The organism is Pseudomonas sp. GD03903 (assembly GCF_029840045.1).
GTDB lineage: Bacteria > Pseudomonadota > Gammaproteobacteria > Pseudomonadales > Pseudomonadaceae > Pseudomonas > Pseudomonas pseudonitroreducens.
In genome coordinates, this window is the sequence record NZ_JAOCBT010000007.1 from 92,138 (window position 1) to 106,272 (window position 14,135).

Annotated in this window: 14 protein-coding genes; 8 read left to right on the top strand and 6 right to left on the bottom strand. The window is 64.4% G+C overall.

The features are described 5' to 3' along the window. The first annotated feature begins 44 nt into the window (after positions 1-44). The 4 genes from N5C91_RS13225 (at position 45) to N5C91_RS13240 (ending at position 4,029) form a co-directional block, all read left to right on the top strand. A complete protein-coding gene (locus N5C91_RS13225; RefSeq protein WP_236174506.1) occupies positions 45-1,457 on the top strand; it encodes a circularly permuted type 2 ATP-grasp protein in 1,413 nt (470 codons plus the stop codon). A gap of 2 nt (positions 1,458-1,459) precedes the next feature. Next, entirely contained in the window at positions 1,460-2,410 is a 951-nt protein-coding gene (locus N5C91_RS13230; protein ID WP_279830083.1) for an alpha-E domain-containing protein, read from the top strand. Further along, the gene (locus tag N5C91_RS13235) at positions 2,407-3,216 is read left to right on the top strand and encodes a transglutaminase family protein (RefSeq protein ID WP_236174504.1); all 810 of its coding nucleotides are present in this window, start codon (positions 2,407-2,409) and stop codon (positions 3,214-3,216) included. Before N5C91_RS13230 ends, N5C91_RS13235 begins: the two co-directional genes overlap by 4 nt. Before the next feature lie 78 nt (positions 3,217-3,294). Then, a complete protein-coding gene (locus N5C91_RS13240; RefSeq protein WP_236174503.1) occupies positions 3,295-4,029 on the top strand; it encodes a proteasome-type protease in 735 nt (244 codons plus the stop codon). Between the two features lie 230 nt (positions 4,030-4,259). Here the strand turns inward: N5C91_RS13240 and N5C91_RS13245 are convergent, their stop codons facing one another. Then, positions 4,260-5,063, bottom strand: a complete 804-nt coding sequence (locus N5C91_RS13245; protein WP_279830084.1) for a cytochrome c — start codon at positions 5,061-5,063, stop codon at positions 4,260-4,262. Between the two features lie 696 nt (positions 5,064-5,759). Here N5C91_RS13245 and N5C91_RS13250 point away from each other — a divergent pair. From N5C91_RS13250 to N5C91_RS13260, 3 genes are all read left to right on the top strand, one after another. Beyond that, complete coding sequence (locus tag N5C91_RS13250; RefSeq protein ID WP_205335082.1) at positions 5,760-6,965, top strand: acetyl-CoA C-acetyltransferase; 1,206 nt, start codon at positions 5,760-5,762, stop codon at positions 6,963-6,965. 101 nt (positions 6,966-7,066) lie between these two features. Next, the gene (locus N5C91_RS13255) at positions 7,067-9,211 is read left to right on the top strand and encodes a 3-hydroxyacyl-CoA dehydrogenase NAD-binding domain-containing protein (protein WP_279830085.1); all 2,145 of its coding nucleotides are present in this window, start codon (positions 7,067-7,069) and stop codon (positions 9,209-9,211) included. Positions 9,212-9,378: 167 nt separating this feature from the next. Further along, positions 9,379-9,888 carry a cysteine hydrolase family protein gene (locus tag N5C91_RS13260; protein WP_279830086.1) on the top strand — a complete coding sequence of 170 codons (510 nt, stop codon included), beginning with the start codon at positions 9,379-9,381 and terminating at the stop codon, positions 9,886-9,888. Between the two features lie 63 nt (positions 9,889-9,951). Here the strand turns inward: N5C91_RS13260 and N5C91_RS13265 are convergent, their stop codons facing one another. Next, on the bottom strand, positions 9,952-10,149 hold the full coding sequence (locus N5C91_RS13265; protein ID WP_279830087.1) for a hypothetical protein: 198 nt from the start codon (positions 10,147-10,149) through the stop codon (positions 9,952-9,954). Here N5C91_RS13265 and N5C91_RS13270 point away from each other — a divergent pair. Further along, positions 10,138-10,890, top strand: a complete 753-nt coding sequence (locus N5C91_RS13270) for an amidotransferase (protein ID WP_279830088.1) — start codon at positions 10,138-10,140, stop codon at positions 10,888-10,890. The genes N5C91_RS13265 and N5C91_RS13270 overlap by 12 nt on opposite strands. A 567-nt stretch (positions 10,891-11,457) precedes the next feature. Here N5C91_RS13270 and N5C91_RS13275 read toward each other — a convergent pair. The 4 genes from N5C91_RS13275 to N5C91_RS13290 all read right to left on the bottom strand — a co-directional run bounded on the left by N5C91_RS13275 (position 11,458) and on the right by N5C91_RS13290 (position 14,096). Beyond that, entirely contained in the window at positions 11,458-12,429 is a 972-nt protein-coding gene (locus N5C91_RS13275) for a magnesium and cobalt transport protein CorA (protein WP_017516914.1), read from the bottom strand. Between the two features lie 99 nt (positions 12,430-12,528). Further along, positions 12,529-12,750: a hypothetical protein gene (locus N5C91_RS13280; protein ID WP_236199719.1), complete on the bottom strand. Its 222-nt coding sequence runs from the start codon at positions 12,748-12,750 to the stop codon at positions 12,529-12,531. Positions 12,751-13,055: 305 nt separating this feature from the next. Beyond that, on the bottom strand, positions 13,056-13,247 hold the full coding sequence (locus tag N5C91_RS13285; RefSeq protein ID WP_236174496.1) for a hypothetical protein: 192 nt from the start codon (positions 13,245-13,247) through the stop codon (positions 13,056-13,058). Positions 13,248-13,406: 159 nt separating this feature from the next. Beyond that, positions 13,407-14,096, bottom strand: coding sequence for a crotonase/enoyl-CoA hydratase family protein (locus N5C91_RS13290; protein ID WP_236174495.1), 690 nt, complete (start codon positions 14,094-14,096; stop codon positions 13,407-13,409). Positions 14,097-14,135: the final 39 nt, after the last annotated feature.

Sequence of the window (14,135 nt, forward strand, 5' to 3'; positions counted from 1 at the left end):
CGATGGCCTTTGCAGCCGAGACGAGCGGCAACAAGGAGTGAAAGATGGCTCGGGTGTTCTATGACGAAATGCATGACGCCGCTGGCGCCTGCCGACCGCACTACACGGAGTTCGCCCGCTGGCTGGCGGACATGCCTGGCGAACAGCTGCAGCAGCGCCGCCGCGAAGCCGACCTGCTGTTCTATCGCGCGGGCATCACCTTCACTCTCTATGGCGACGATCAGGGCACCGAGCGCCTGATTCCCTTCGACACCATCCCGCGCAGCATCCCCGCCAGCGAGTGGAAGATCATCGAAGCCGGCTGCATCCAGCGGGTGCAGGCGCTCAACCTGTTCCTCGCCGACCTCTACCACGACCAGCGCATCCTCAAGGAAGGCCTGATCCCGCCCGAGCAGGTCCTGGCCAACGACCAGTACCAACTGGCCATGCAGGGCCTGGACGTGCCGGGCAATGTCTATGCGCACATTGCCGGCATCGACCTGGTACGCGACGGCAACGGCGCCTATTACGTGCTCGAGGACAACCTGCGCACCCCCAGCGGCGTCTCCTACATGCTGGAGAACCGCAAGATGATGATGCGCCTGTTCCCGGAACTGTTCGGTGCGCAACGCATCGCGCCCATCGACCATTACCCGAACCTGTTGCTGGATACCCTGCGCAGTTCCAGCCCGCTGGATAATCCCAGCGTGGTGGTGCTGACGCCGGGACGCTTCAACAGCGCCTACTTCGAGCACGCTTTCCTTGCCCGCGAAATGGGCGTGGAGCTGGTGGAGGGCGCCGACCTGTTCGTCCGTGACGAGCGCGTCTACATGCGCACCACGGCCGGGCCGCAGCCGGTGGACGTGATCTATCGGCGCGTCGACGATGATTTCCTCGACCCGCTGGCCTTCAATCCTGACTCCATGCTCGGCGTACCCGGCCTGCTGGCCGCCTACCGGGCCGGCAACGTGGTACTGGCCAATGCCATCGGCACCGGCGTGGCCGACGACAAGTCGGTCTATCCGTATGTGCCGGAGATGATCCGCTTCTACCTCGACCAGGAACCCATCCTGCACAACGTGCCGACCTGGCAGTGCCGCCGGCCGCAGGACCTGTCCCACGTGCTGGCGCACCTGCCCGAGCTGGTGGTGAAGGAGGCGCAGGGCTCCGGCGGCTACGGCATGCTGGTCGGCCCGGCCGCGACCAGCGCGGAAATCGAGGCCTTCCGCGCGCGGCTGATGGCGCGCCCCGAGGCCTACATCGCGCAACCCACGCTGAGCCTGTCGACCTGCCCGACCTTCGTCGACAACGGCATCGCCCCGCGCCATATCGACCTGCGGCCCTTCGTGCTGTCCGCGCCGGACAACGTGCGCCTGGTGCCCGGCGGGCTGACCCGGGTGGCGCTGCGCGAAGGTTCGCTGGTCGTCAACTCGTCACAAGGTGGCGGTACCAAGGACACCTGGGTGGTGGAGGACTGATCATGCTGAGCCGTACCGCTTCCGATCTCTACTGGATGTCGCGCTACCTGGAGCGTGCCGAGAACCTCGCGCGGATGCTCGACGTGTCCTACTCGTTGTCGTTGATGCCCCAGGATGGCCGCGGCGATGGCCTGGAAGAACTGGCCATGCCGCTGCTGATCACCGGCAATCTCGACGCCTATCTCGCGCGCCATGGCGAACTGCACGCCGAGCGCCTGCTGAACTTCTTCGCCCTGGATGCGCAGAACCCCACCAGCATCTATTCCTGCTTCGGCGCCGCCCGTGCCGGAGCGCACGCGGTGCGCGGGCGCATCACCACCGACATGTGGGAAAACATCAACGCGACCTGGCTGGAGATGCGCGACATCGCTCACCAGGGCCTGCTGCGTTATGGCATCAGCCACTTCTGCGAATGGGTGAAGGACCGCTCGCACCTGTTCCGCGGCGCCACCTTCGGCACCAGCATGCGCAACGACGCCTTCCACTTCATCCGCCTGGGCACCTACATCGAACGCGCCGACAACACCTTGCGCCTGCTCGATGCGCGGCATCAGGTACTGGGCGAGCACAGCGCCGGGCCTGCCGAAGGTTCCGCCCGCGGTTACTACCAGTGGACGGCATTGCTACGCGCGCTCTCGGCCTTCGAGGGCTACACAGAGCTTTATCGCGATGCGCTGAACGCACGAAACATCGCCGAACTCCTGCTGCTGCGCGAGGACGTCCCGCGCTCGCTGCTGGCCTGCGCCGAGGAGCTGCGCCAGATCCTCGCCAGCCTGCCCGGCGCCAACGGCCGCCCGGCCCAGCGCCTGGCCGCCGAACTGGAGGCGCGGGTGCGCTACAGCGGCATCGACGAGGTGCTGGGCGCCGGTCTGCATCCCTGGATAACCGACCACATCGGGCTGGTGCGCCAGCTCGCCAACGCCATTCACAGCTCGTACCTGGAGGCCGCATGAAACTCTCCATCCGCCACGACACCACCTACCGTTACGAAGACCAGGTGCGCGCGAGCATTCAGTACCTGCGCCTGACTCCGCAGGAGAGCGAACGCCAGCATGTGCTCGACTGGCAACTGCACCTGCCGCGTCCGGCGCATCCGCAGCGCGACGCCTACGGCAACATTCTTCACGTGCTGACCCTGGATGAACCCCACGAGGCCATCGTCATCGCCGCCCACGGCAACGTCGAAATCGACGTGGAGAACGACTGCGAACACGATCACCTGTCGCCGCTGCCGTTCCTCCGCAGCACCCGCCTGACCCAGGCCGATGGCGCGCTGCAGGAGTTCGCCCGCGCCCAGTGCGCCGAGCGCCGCGACCGCAAGGCGATGATCCGCCTGATGCAGGCGATGAATGAGCGCATTGCCTACGTGCCGGGTTCGACCCAGGTCGACAGCACCGCGGCCGAAGCCTTCGCGGCCGGGCAGGGGGTCTGCCAGGACCACGCCCACGCTTTCCTTGCCTGCCTGCGCTACCTGGGCGTGCCGGCGCGCTACGTTTCCGGCTATCTCTACGCCGACTCCGAGGATCATCTCGCCAGCCATGCCTGGGCCGAGGCCTGGCTGGACGGCGCCTGGTACAGCTTCGACGTGACCAATGTGCTGGACCGCCCGGAGCGTCATCTGAAGCTGGCAGTGGGCCTGGATTACCTCGATGCCTGCCCGGTGCGCGGCATGCGTCGGGGCGGCGGCGGCGAGCAGATGCACGCCCGCGTCACGGTGGCGCCGGGGCACCTGCAGCAGGCCCAGCAGATGCAGCAGTGAGTGGGCGTGGCGAAAGGCCGGGCAGCGGCTTAAGATCGTTGCCAGCCTTTTGCCCCCAGAACATGCCATGAGAACGTCATGACCTATTGCGTCGCCATGAACCTCGCCCAGGGCCTGGTCTTCGTATCCGATTCGCGCACCAATGCCGGCGTCGACAACATCGCCGTGTTCCGCAAGCTGCACATCTTCGGCACCCCCGGCGAACGTCTGGTCGTGGTGCAAAGCGCCGGCAACCTGGCCACCTCGCAGTCGGTGATCAGTGTGTTGCGTCAGCGCATGGGCAGCGACGAGCCAAACCTGGGCAACGTCGAGAACCTGTTCGAAGCGGCCCGGCTGGTGGGTTCGACGCTGCGCGAAGTGGTCGACCACGACGAGAACATCGGGCAGAACCAGGGCGTCGACCTGGGCAGCTCGTTCCTCGTCGGTGGGCAGATCGGCACTGAGGTGCCGCGCCTGTTCAATGTCTACCCGCAGGGCAACTTCATCGAATCCTGCCGCGATACGCCTTACTTCCAGATCGGCGAGAGCAAGTACGGCAAGCCGATCATCGACCGCGCCATGAGCTATGCCACGCCGCTGGAACAGGCGCTGCGCTGTGCGCTGATCAGCTTCGACTCGACCATCCGCAGCAACCTCTCGGTGGGCATGCCGCTGGACCTGCTGGTGTACCGCGAAGGCAGCCTGGAGGTGCCGGCCGGCTACCGTATCCAGGAAGGCGATGCGTATTTCGAGGGCATTCGCGGGCAATGGGGCGCGGGGTTGCGCCAGTTGCTCGGCGAGCTGCCGGCGCCGCCGGGGGATTACTGGCACTGAGTTCCGCCAGGCATTTGCGCTTGAGCTGAAACCCCTCGCCCCAGCCCTCTCCCAAAGGGAGAGGGAGCCGTCCGTGCCGGCTGACGCGGTGGTTTCCTCCTGCTCCGAACGGTCCCCTCTCCCTTGGGGAGAGGGTTAGGGTGAGGGCAATCCCTTGCGCCGATTTCGGCATGGCGGATAACGCTGGCGCGTTATGCGCCCTACGAAAGCCGGGGGCGCCCATAAGAAGGCTATTCGCCGGCCTTCACCTTGCGCCCCGCCATGTGCTGCAGATACGCGACGATCTCATCCAGCTCCCTGTCGCTGATCACATCCGCCGCAAACCCCTTCATCCGCGCCTCCGGCCAGTGCCGCAGGCTCTGCGGGTCGCGGATGTACTGCTTGAGATAATCCGCGGCGAAGTATTCGGTCGGGTTGTGCGGGATGTTCAGATCGGGACCGAACTGCGAATCCCCGGCACCATTCAGGCGATGGCAGGCCAGGCAGTTCTTCTGGAACTGGGCGAAACCGTGCTGCACCTGCTTCGGCGCATTCTTCGCCGGCAGCAGCGCCGGGAAGCGTTCGGCCAGCGGCTTCAGGTAACGGATGCTGGCAACCTGGAACGGCCACTGCTCCGGGCCGATGCCGGCCGCCCTGGGATCGGTCCACACCAGGTAGAAAGGCCCGGCGGAAGGCTTGCCGTCGCCCAGCTTTGGCCAGGGTTTGCCGGCTTCCTCGATGGCCAGCCAGGCGCGCGAACCCTTTTCCTCCAGCAACGGCGCGGCCGGCAGCTCGGCGGCGAATCCATCGAGCGCAACCGCCTGCAGGTGATCGCCGGGCTTCACACCGTCCAGCAAGGCAGCCAGTGGCACTGCGCGATAGTGCATGGTGCGCTTGTAGGAGACGTCGGCGGGAATCTCGATGTCCTGCGCCCTGGCGTTGGCCAGCAGCTGTTCAGTGCTGAGGGTGTGCTGGCCGTTGGGCAATTCCAGGGTGAGGGTCGCAGCGAAAACGCTGGGGCAGAGCAGGAACAGCAACAACAGCAGTGGGCGCATGGTCGCATCCGGGGCGAAGAATCGGGCCGCGGAACCATAGCAGAGGCTGACGGGATGAGGCAGGGGAGGTGGCTCCTCCCGTGCTGCGTTGACCGTGGCTCGCGGATGGCGGCGCGCGGTGCGCAGCGACGGGATAGCCGGGTGTTGGCCCTAGCCGACCAGACGACTCAGATTGGGAATGATCAAAACAACGGTGGTTGCGAAGACGATCAGGCTGGCCTGCCGCCATTTTCTCGATTGTTTGTCCATGATGTCCTTCCGCCTTTCTTGTTCTTGGCACGGCTCACTCACGGCCTGTTGATAGTGAGGCGCGTACCTTGGCTTCTGGTGTCTCCAGCCGAACCGGCAAAACCCGGCAACGGCACTCTTCGCATCATCTGCACGCTTTTCATTCACTGCATAACGGAGTCTAAGCCTAGTGCCGCGCGGGCTTAGACCATCTTGCAGCAAGTGACGCAGCTTCAGGCATATTCCCTCTATATGACTGGGGCGTGACAACGCCGTTCAGCTTTTCGACCGCTCGTCCGCTGCCGCCGACAACCCCTTTCCAGAGCCTTCGGCCCGAGCGCCTCCGGTCGGTCGCTGAGCGTGGCGGTCAATTGTGCTGAGCGTTGCGGTCATTGCCCCTGGCCGTTACGCCGCTAAGGTAGGCCGACACGCCACGCCTGCGTGACGACAACTCTAAGAGAGAACGCCATGACCGAAGCATTCATTTACGACGCGGTGCGTACTCCCCGCGGCAAGGGCAAGAAGGACGGCGCGCTGCACAGCGTCAAGCCGGTCAACCTGATGGCCGGCGTGCTGCGTGCGCTGCAGCAGCGCAACCAGCTGGATACCGCGCAGGTCGACGATATCGTCCTGGGCTGCGTGACCCCGGTGGGCGACCAGGGCTCGGACATCGCCAAGACCGCCGCGCTGGTGGCCGACTGGGACGAGCAGGTCGCCGGCGTGCAGATCAACCGCTTCTGCGCCTCGGGTCTGGAAGCGGTCAACCTGGGCGCCATGAAGGTGCGCTCGGGCTTCGAGGACCTGGTGGTGGTCGGCGGCGTGGAATCCATGTCCCGCGTGCCGATGGGGTCCGACGGCGGCGCCTGGGCGCTGGACCCGGAAACCAACCTGCACACCAGCTTCGTCCCGCAAGGCATCGGCGCCGACCTGATCGCCACCCTGGAAGGCTTCAGCCGTGCCGATGTCGACGCCTTCGCCCTGCGCTCCCAGCAGAAGGCCGCCAAGGCCCGCGCCGAAGGGCTGTTCGCCAAATCCCTGGTGCCGGTCACGGACCAGAACGGCATCGTCCTGCTCGACCATGACGAATTCATCCGCGCCGACTCCACCCTCGAAGGCCTCGGTGCGCTCAAACCCAGCTTCGAGATGATGGGCCAGATGGGCTTCGACGCCAGCGCGCTGCGCAAGTACAGCTTCGTCGAGCGCATCGAGCATGTGCATACGCCGGGCAATAGCTCCGGCATCGTCGACGGCGCGACTGCCATGCTCATCGGCTCCGAGGCCAAGGGCCGCGAGCTGGGCCTGAAGGCCCGTGGGCGCATCGTCGCCACTGCGGTGACCAGCACCGACCCGACCATCATGCTCACCGGCCCCGCGCCGGCCACCCGCAAGGCGCTGGCCAAGGCCGGCCTGAAGGCCGAGGACATCGACCTCTATGAAGTGAACGAAGCCTTCGCCTCGGTGGTGATGAAGTTCATGAAGGACATGGGCGTGCCCGAGAGCAAGGTCAACGTCAACGGCGGCTCCATCGCCATGGGCCACCCGCTGGGCGCCACCGGCTGCATGATCCTCGGCACCCTGCTGGACGAACTGGAGCGGCGCAACCTGCGCTACGGCCTGGCCACCCTCTGCGTGGGCGGCGGCATGGGCATCGCCACCATCATCGAACGTATCTGACTGTCGTAGGAGCGAGCTTGCTCGCGAACCTGTCCGCGCTGCGGAGTATTCACGAGCAGGCTCGCTCCTGCGGGTCTCCCACCCTTGGGAAGAAAACAAAAATGACTGATGCCATCCGTTACGAAAAAGGCCAGGACAACATCGTCGTCCTGACCATGGACATGCCCGGCCAGAGCGCCAACACCATGAACGGTGCCTACCGCGAGGCCATGGCCGCCACTGTCGCGCGCCTGGAAGCCGAGAAGGAGTCGATTGCCGGCGTGGTGATCACCTCCGCAAAGAAGACCTTCTTCGCCGGCGGCGATCTGAATGAACTGATCAAGGTCACCAAGGCCGACGCCAAGGCCTTCTACGAAGGCATCCTGGTGCTCAAGGGCCAGCTGCGTCGCCTGGAAACCCTTGGCAAGCCGGTGGTCGCCGCCATCAACGGCGCGGCCCTGGGCGGCGGCTGGGAAATCTGCCTGGCCTGCCATCACCGCATCGCCCTGGACGAAAGCCACGTGCAGCTCGGCCTGCCGGAAGTCACCCTGGGCCTGCTGCCCGGCGGCGGCGGTGTGGTGCGCATGGTGCGCCTGCTCGGTCTGGAGAAGGCCCTGCCGTACCTGGCCGAAGGCAAGAAAGTGCGCCCGGACCAGGCGCTCAAGGCCGGCCTGATTCACCAGCTCGCCTCCAGCCGGGAAGACATGCTGGCCAAGGCCCGCGAATGGATCGCCGCCAACCCGGCCGCCAAGCAGCCGTGGGACAGCGCCGGCTACAAGATTCCCGGCGGTACGCCGTCCAGCCCGGCGGTGGCGCAGATGCTGGCCATCGCCCCGTCGGTGCTGCGTGACAAGACCAAGGGCTGCTTCCCGGCACCGGAGAAGATCATGTGCGCCGCCGTCGAAGGCGCCCAGGTGGACTTCGACACGGCTCAGCTGATCGAGGCGCGCTACTTCACCGAGCTGACCACCGGCCAGGTGGCGAAGAACATGATCGGCACCTTCTGGTTCCAGCTCAACGAGATCAACGCCGGCAAATCCCGCCCGCAGGGCATCCCGCCGCAGCAGACGAAGAAGGTCGGCGTAGTCGGCGCCGGCATGATGGGTGCCGGCATCGCCTACGTCTCGGCCGCCGCCGGCATCGAGGTGGTGCTCAAGGACGTTTCCATCGAGTCGGCCGAGAAGGGCAAGGCCTATTCCGCCGGCCTGCTGGACAAGAAAGTCGGCAAGGGCCAGATGACTGCCGAGAAGCGTGACGCCTTCCTCGCACGGATCAAGCCGACCGCCAGCGACGCCGACTTCGAAGGCTGCGACCTGATCATCGAAGCGGTATTCGAGGACCGTGGCCTGAAAGCCAAGGTCAGCGCCGCTGCCGAGTCCGCCGCGTTGGCGGACGCGGTGATCGCCTCCAATACCTCGACGCTGCCGATCACCGGCCTGGCCGAGGCCGTGGCGCAGCCGCAGAAGTTCATCGGCCTGCACTTCTTCAGCCCGGTGGACAAGATGCCGCTGGTGGAGATCATCCGTGGCGAGAAGACCGACGACGCCACCCTGGCCCGCGCCTTCGACTACGTCCTGCAGATCAAGAAAACTCCGATCGTGGTCCACGATAGTCGCGGCTTCTTCACTTCCCGCGTGTTCGGCACCTTCACCAACGAAGGCCTGGCGATGCTCGGCGAAGGCGTGTCGGCGGCGATGATCGAGAACCAGGCGCGCCAGGCCGGCATGCCGGTAGGCCCGCTGGCGATCAGTGACGAAGTGTCGATGAGCCTGATGACCCACATCCGCGAGCAGACCCGCAAGGACCTGGAAGCCGAGGGCAAGCAGTTGCCGCAGCACCCGGCCTTTGCCGTGGTGGACCTGATGGTCAACGAGTACAAGCGCCCAGGCAAAGCCGCTGGCGCGGGTTTCTACGACTATCCGGCCAATGGCAGGAAGCATCTGTGGCCTGAGCTCAAGCAGCGCTTCGAGAAGGCTGACGCGCAGATTTCACCGGAAGACGTGCGTGACCGCATCCTCTTCATCCAGTCCATCGAGACGGTGCGCTGCGTGGAGGAGGGTGTGCTGACCTCCACCGCCGACGCCAACATCGGCTCGATCTTCGGTATCGGCTTCGCGGCCTGGAGCGGCGGCGCGCTGCAGTTCATCAACCAATACGGCCTGAAGGACTTCGTCGCCCGCGCCCAGTACCTGGCCGAGCAGTATGGCGAGCGCTTCCTGCCGCCGGCGCTGCTGCTGGAGAAGGCCGCGCGCAACGAGCAGTTCTGAGCGTACGTGTAGGAGCGAGCTTGCTCGCGAACCGAGTCCGCAGCAGGGCCGTTCGCGAGCAAGCTCGCTCCTACAAGTCCTCACTCGGAAGAACCGGCCCATGGCCGGTTTTTTCTTGCCTGCGCAAACCTTAGGATGACACCTTCCCACCCATCAGGACCGCACCGATGACCGCTCCCGCCCTGTTGATCATCGACATGCAGAACGGCATGCGCATCAGCCCCGAGCCGCGCAACAACCCCCAGGCCGAGCAACGTATCGGTAAGCTGCTGGCAGCCTGGCGCCAGGTCGGCTGGCCGCTGGTGCACGTGCGGCATATCTCGCGCACGCCGGGTTCGCCGTTCTGGCCGGGGCAGCCCGGCGCGGAGTTCCAGCCTGCGCTGGCGCCGCTGGAGCACGAGCACGTGGTGGAGAAGAACATCCCTGACGCCTTCATCAACAGCGGCCTGGAGCGCTGGCTGCGCGTGCGCGGCGTCGAATCGCTGGTGATCTGCGGAGTGAGTACCAACAACTCGGTGGAGGCCTCGGCGCGCACGGCGGGCAACCTGGGCTTTGCCACTCGGGTGGTGGCGGACGCCTGTTTCGCCTTCGACAAGCGCGATTTCAACGGCAATTGGCGCAGTGCGGAGGAGGTTCACGCCATGTCCCTGGCCAACCTGCAAGGTGAATACGCCTAGGTGCTGAACGCGAACTCGCTACTGGGAACGCTGTCCCTGATCTGAATCCTTGCCAACCGGCCGTCACCCCTGTGCGCCGGTGCAATTGAAGGAAGTCGATTTTTCCGGTATTTCCCCTGAAATTCCTGCGCAAGAATCGGCTTCGGCATCTTGTGCGGTGAAAAAATAGGGCGTAATTTTCACGCGCGTTTCATCAGTGTCAGGAAAACCATCCTTATCAGCCGCTAACCCCCCAGGAATCACCACTGCATGTCGTTGCACATCTGCATTCTGGAAACCGACATTCTCCGCCCCGAACTCATCGACCAGTACAAGGGCTACGGCTGGATGTTCCAGCAACTGTTCGCCAAGCAACCCGTTCCGGCCGAGTTCAAGGTCTATAACGTGGTGGAAGGGCATTACCCGCCCGATGATGAGAAGTTCGACGCGTACCTGGTGACTGGCAGCAAGGCGGACTCGTTCGGCACTGATCCCTGGATCCAGACCCTCAAGGACTACGTGCTCAAGCTCTACGAGCGCGGCGACAAGCTGCTGGGCGTATGCTTCGGCCATCAATTGCTGGCGCTGGTGCTGGGCGGCAAGGCCGAGCGTGCCGGGCAGGGTTGGGGCGTGGGCATCCACGACTACCGCATCGAGGAGCAGCCTGAGTGGATGAGCCCGTCGCTGGGCGATGGCCTGACCCTGCTGGTCAGCCACCAGGACCAGGTCACCGAGCTGCCTCACGGTGCGCGCCGCATCGCTTCCAGCGATTTCTGCCCGAACGCGGCCTACGCCATTGGTGACCAGGTGCTGTGCTTCCAGGGCCACCCGGAATTCCAGAGCGACTATTCCCAGGCGATCCTCGAGTTGCGCAAGCACATCTTCAGCGAGCCGGTGTTCCAGTCCGGCATCGACAGCCTTGCGCGCCCACACCAGGGCACCGCGGTGGGTGAGTGGATGATGCGCTTCGTCCAGCAGGGCAGCGACGCGAAGAAGAAAGCCGAGAAGAAAAGCGCGGCCTGATTCTGCCGTGCTGACTGAAAACGCCGCTCAATCGAGCGGCGTTTTCGTTGGTGCCGTGGGACATCGGTCCGGGTTGGATAGGTTTAGAGCCGACCCGATCGCGGACGAAGTCCGCTCCTACAGCCGCCGGTTGGTGTAGGAGCAACTGACTTCTCTGGATAGCCCGTCGCTGCGTCTTCCCCCCTCACCCCAACCCTCTCCCAGGGGGAGAGGGAGCCGTCCGTGCCTGCTGTTGCCGACGTTTCATCCTGCACCGAACGGTCCCCTCTCCCCTTGGGAGAGGGCCAGGGTGAGGGATGGCCCAAGCGCAAAGGTATCTCGCAGGAGCGGACTGCGTCCGCGATGTCTTCCCCGCTGCTCCAGCGTCGGGCGGTTCGCGAGCAAGCTCGCTCCTACAGGGAGCGCTGGCGAAGTGTTCGGCACCTGAAGCAGACATTTACGTAGGAGCGGACTCTGTCCGCGATTGGCCTCAGCCGGCACGAATCAGCCGGAGCACACCATTCGATGGGTATCGCTGCGCTCCATGCCATCCTACGTTCCGCGTCGCCGAATGGCTCCCAATGCTCTCTATAGCCAATCCGCCTGCTTGAAGCTGATGTACAACCCGACGCAGCCCAGCGCCAGCAACCCCATGATCAGGAAGTAGCCGTAGTGCCAATGCAGTTCCGGGATGTACTCGAAGTTCATCCCGTAGATACCGGCCACGGCGGTGGGGAAGGCGAGAATGGCCGCCCAGGCGGCGAACTTGCGTTGCACCACGCTCTGTCGTGAGGACTCCAGTGCCAGCCCGACTTCGATGGTCTGGCTGGCGACATCGCGCAAAGTAGTGAGGTCTTCCAGCAGGCGGTTCACGTGGATGGCCACGTCGCGGAAGTAGGGCCGCATCTGCTTGTCGATGAAGGGAAAGTCCAGGCGCTGCAGTTCCTGGCAGATTTCCACCATGGGCGCGGCGTAGTGCTTGAGTTTGAGCACCTCGCGGCGCAGGCCGTAGATCTTCTCGATCTGCTCCTGGGTCAGTGACTTGCGCAGCACTTGCTGCTCCACTTCCTCGATCTCCTCGCGGATCGCCTCCACCACCGGTTCGTAGTTGCTCATCACGAAATCCAGCAGGGCGTAGAGCACGAAGTCGGTGCCATGGGCCAGCAGTAACGGCCGCGCCTCGCAGCGCTGTCGGACCTGGGCGTAGGACTGGGAGAAACCATGGCGCGCGCTGATGATGTAGCCGATGCCGGCGAACAGATGAGTTTCGACGAACATCAGTCGACTATCGGCGCGGATCGGCGAATAGATGACGATGAACAGCGCATCGCCGAAGGTTTCCAGCTTCGGCCGGCTGTGCTTTTCCAGGGCGTCGGAGACAGCCAGTTCGTGGAGGTTGAACTGCCGCTGCAGGTTAAACATCTCCTCCGGTGTCGGCTCCTGCAGGCCGGTCCAGACGAAGTGGTCAGGCTGGCAGGCCCAGCGGTAACCATCCTCGAGCGGGATGTCGGAGACCTTGCGGCCCTTGCTGTAGACGGCGGAAGCGATGACTCGGCCCATGCTGAAACCCACCCTGCAGTGCATCTGGTGCGGAATCTGGAGTCGTTGTGCAGGGCTTTAGTGTTGGCCAGCCTGGCGTGCTGCGCCAGTGAATGGGGCTCAGGAGTGCGGCGTGAGAACGTCCTGAAGGCCCTGTAGGGCGACGGGAACCGCCTGGTTGAAGCGCTCGAAGAGCCCGCTGCGGTCGACGTTGTCCACCGGGGCCCGGCGTGCACCATCAAAACCGGCGGTGAGGGCGGTGACCACCAGAATCACGATGGTATAGAGCCCCAGGGCGGCGAGGGCGCCGTTGCGGGCGTAGCGGTGGGCTTGACGATTCATTGGGGCGATTCGGGCTCGGCGAAGTGATGGCCCAGTGTCGCTTTGGTCAGTTCGCTTGAATAACGATGCCGGTTGCTTCCGGGTATCAGGCGAATTGATAGATGGCAGTATGGCGACCAGACGCACGGTGGTCGGTGGCGGGGCGCTGTCGGTGGGTTCCTGGATTCTGGCGGGCTTCATGGCTATCTGACCCTTGCCGAGGCTGCGTCATCGTCCCGGAAAAGCCCGGCATCACGCCGGGCTTTTCGCTTCGGGCTCGACTGCATGACGTCACCTGCTGCAGGCGGCTTGGAGGTGTGAAGGTTTCAGCCCTGCTTGGCAGCGGCTTCGACGTTCACCTGGCTGGCCGATTGCTCGGACTGCTGTTGCTGGATGGCAGCCTGGGTCATGTGAACCATGCGGTCCTGCATCAGCGGGGACTCTTCGGCGAAGCTGGCCTGGGCGGCAAAAGCGGTAGCGGCGGCCAGTACGCTGGCGGCGATGATGTTGAGTTTCATGATGAACACCTCCGGTTGGTTTTCTCTGGGTTCATCTATAGGTTAATGCGTAATAATTTTTTAAAAATAGCAAACAGGATTAATCAGTATTGCTCTTTAGGTAATAGTCATGACATGAAAAAGCCCGGCATCAGGCCGGGCTTTCTTGTTGGCGGGCGATCAGGACAGGTGGTTCTTGTCCAGTTCGATGGACCTGTCGAGGGTTTCCAGCAGTTGCTTGCGCACTTTCAGCTTGGTGTTGCGGTGTGCGGTCATGTTCAGCTTCTTCAGGTGCTGGGCGGCTTCCAGGGCGGCGGCCTGGAGCTGCTCGGCCGGGACCACCTTGTCGAGGAAACCGGCATCCACGGCATCGCGTGGGTTGAACATTTCCGCGTTCACCACGGAGCGGGTGAAGGCCGAGCGGCGCAGCCGATCACGAGCCAGTTCGATGCCGACGTGGTGCATGGTCATGCCGATGGCCACTTCGTTCAGGCCGATCTGGAACGGGCCATCGACGCCGATGCGGTAGTCCGCCGAGAGCAGGATGAAGGCGCCCTTGGCGACCGCATGGCCAGTGCAGGCGACGATCACCGGGAACGGGTGCGAGAGCATGCGGCGGGCCAGAGTCGAGCCGGCGGCCACCAGGTTCACGGCGTTCTCCGGGCCGGAGGTCATCACCTTGAGGTCGTAGCCGCCGGACAGAATGCCCGGCTGGCCAGTGACGATGACGATGGCTCGGTCCTTCTCCGCCTGGTCCAGGGCCTGGTTGAAGGCTTCGATGACCGCTGGGGAGATGGCGTTCACCTTGCCGTTGTTCAGGGTCAGGGTGGCGATGCCGTCTTCGAATTGGTAGCTGATCAGCTCACTCATGGCAGAGGGTCCTGGATTGCAGTCCTTGGGTTGGAAGTG

Coding starts and splice junctions, on each gene's coding strand:
- N5C91_RS13260 (WP_279830086.1), top strand. CDS start 9,379: ATGACCGCTCCCGCCCTGTTGATCATCGACATGCAGAACGGCATGCGC.
- N5C91_RS13235 (WP_236174504.1), top strand. CDS start 2,407: ATGAAACTCTCCATCCGCCACGACACCACCTACCGTTACGAAGACCAG.
- N5C91_RS13255 (WP_279830085.1), top strand. CDS start 7,067: ATGACTGATGCCATCCGTTACGAAAAAGGCCAGGACAACATCGTCGTC.
- N5C91_RS13240 (WP_236174503.1), top strand. CDS start 3,295: ATGACCTATTGCGTCGCCATGAACCTCGCCCAGGGCCTGGTCTTCGTA.
- N5C91_RS13225 (WP_236174506.1), top strand. CDS start 45: ATGGCTCGGGTGTTCTATGACGAAATGCATGACGCCGCTGGCGCCTGC.
- N5C91_RS13250 (WP_205335082.1), top strand. CDS start 5,760: ATGACCGAAGCATTCATTTACGACGCGGTGCGTACTCCCCGCGGCAAG.
- N5C91_RS13275 (WP_017516914.1), bottom strand. CDS start 12,429: ATGGGCCGAGTCATCGCTTCCGCCGTCTACAGCAAGGGCCGCAAGGTC.
- N5C91_RS13270 (WP_279830088.1), top strand. CDS start 10,138: ATGTCGTTGCACATCTGCATTCTGGAAACCGACATTCTCCGCCCCGAA.
- N5C91_RS13290 (WP_236174495.1), bottom strand. CDS start 14,096: ATGAGTGAGCTGATCAGCTACCAATTCGAAGACGGCATCGCCACCCTG.
- N5C91_RS13230 (WP_279830083.1), top strand. CDS start 1,460: ATGCTGAGCCGTACCGCTTCCGATCTCTACTGGATGTCGCGCTACCTG.
- N5C91_RS13285 (WP_236174496.1), bottom strand. CDS start 13,247: ATGAAACTCAACATCATCGCCGCCAGCGTACTGGCCGCCGCTACCGCT.
- N5C91_RS13280 (WP_236199719.1), bottom strand. CDS start 12,750: ATGAATCGTCAAGCCCACCGCTACGCCCGCAACGGCGCCCTCGCCGCC.
- N5C91_RS13245 (WP_279830084.1), bottom strand. CDS start 5,063: ATGCGCCCACTGCTGTTGTTGCTGTTCCTGCTCTGCCCCAGCGTTTTC.